Origin of the sequence: Stutzerimonas nosocomialis, assembly GCF_005876855.1 — a bacterium.
In the GTDB taxonomy this organism is placed as follows: Bacteria; Pseudomonadota; Gammaproteobacteria; order Pseudomonadales; family Pseudomonadaceae; genus Stutzerimonas; species Stutzerimonas nosocomialis.
This window is the reverse complement of record NZ_QLAE01000076.1, coordinates 1-1,288: the sequence shown is the minus strand read 5'-3', so window position 1 is coordinate 1,288 and position 1,288 is coordinate 1. Positions and strand designations below refer to the sequence as shown.

The 1,288-nt window shown below is 67.1% G+C and carries 1 protein-coding gene; it reads left to right on the top strand.

Features of this window, described 5'->3' with window-relative positions; genetic code table 11:
• Nucleotides 1-1,288 (top strand): alkyl hydroperoxide reductase subunit F (gene ahpF, locus DN824_RS22375; protein WP_138410508.1); only part of this gene is annotated, 1,288 nt, incomplete at both ends.

The window sequence follows — 1,288 nt, the reverse complement described above, 5'->3', positions numbered from 1 at the left end:
GGCACCGATGCGCGCAAACCGTCGTTCTCGCTCAACCGCCCCGGGGCCGACATCAGCCTGCGCTTCGCCGGCATCCCCATGGGCCACGAATTCACCTCCCTGGTGCTCGCCCTGCTGCAGGTCGGCGGCCATCCGTCCAAGACCGCGGCGGAGGTGATCGAGCAGATCAAGGGCCTCGAAGGCGAATTCACCTTCGAAACCTACTACTCGCTGTCCTGCCAGAACTGCCCGGACGTGGTCCAGGCGCTGAACCTGATGGCGGTGCTCAACCCCAACATCCGCCACGTCGCCATCGACGGCGCGCTGTTCCAGGGTGAAGTCGAGCAGCGCCAGATCATGTCGGTGCCGAGCATCTACCTCAACGGCGAGCTGTTCGGCCAGGGCCGCATGGACGTCGAGCAGATCCTTGCCAAGATCGACACCGGCGCCGCGGCCCGCGATGCGGCCAAGCTCAACGCCAAGGACGCCTTCGACATGCTCGTCATCGGCGGTGGCCCGGCCGGCGCCTCGGCGGCCATCTACGCGGCGCGCAAGGGCATCCGCACCGGCGTGGCGGCCGAGCGCTTCGGCGGCCAGGTGCTCGACACCATGGCCATCGAGAACTTCATCTCCGTGCAGGAGACCGAAGGCCCGAAACTGGCCCGCGCCCTCGAAGAGCACGTGCGCCAGTACGAAGTGGACATCATGAACCTGCAGCGCGCCGCCGCCCTGGTGCCCTGCACCGAACCCGGCGGGCTGAACACCGTGCGCTTCGAAAGCGGCGCCGAGCTCAAGGCCAAGACCATCATCCTGGCCACCGGCGCACGCTGGCGTGAAATGAACGTCCCGGGCGAGCAGGAATACCGCAACAAGGGCGTGGCCTACTGCCCGCACTGCGACGGCCCGCTGTTCAAGGGCAAGCGCGTGGCGGTGATCGGTGGCGGCAACTCCGGCGTCGAAGCGGCGATCGACCTCGCCGGCATCGTCGCCCACGTCACCCTGATCGAATTCGACAGCCAGCTGCGTGCCGACGCCGTGCTGCAGAAAAAGCTGTTCAGCCTGCCCAACGTCGACGTCATCACCAGCGCGCTGACCAGCGAAGTGAAGGGCGACGGCCAGAAGGTCACCGGGCTGACCTACAAGGACCGCAACTCCAGCGAATTCCATTCGCTCGAGCTCGAAGGCATCTTCGTGCAGATCGGCCTGGTGCCCAACACCGACTGGCTCAAGGGCACCGTCGAGCTGTCGCCGCGCGGCGAGATCGTGGTCGACGCCCGTGGCCAGACCTCGCTGCCGGGCATCTTCGCGG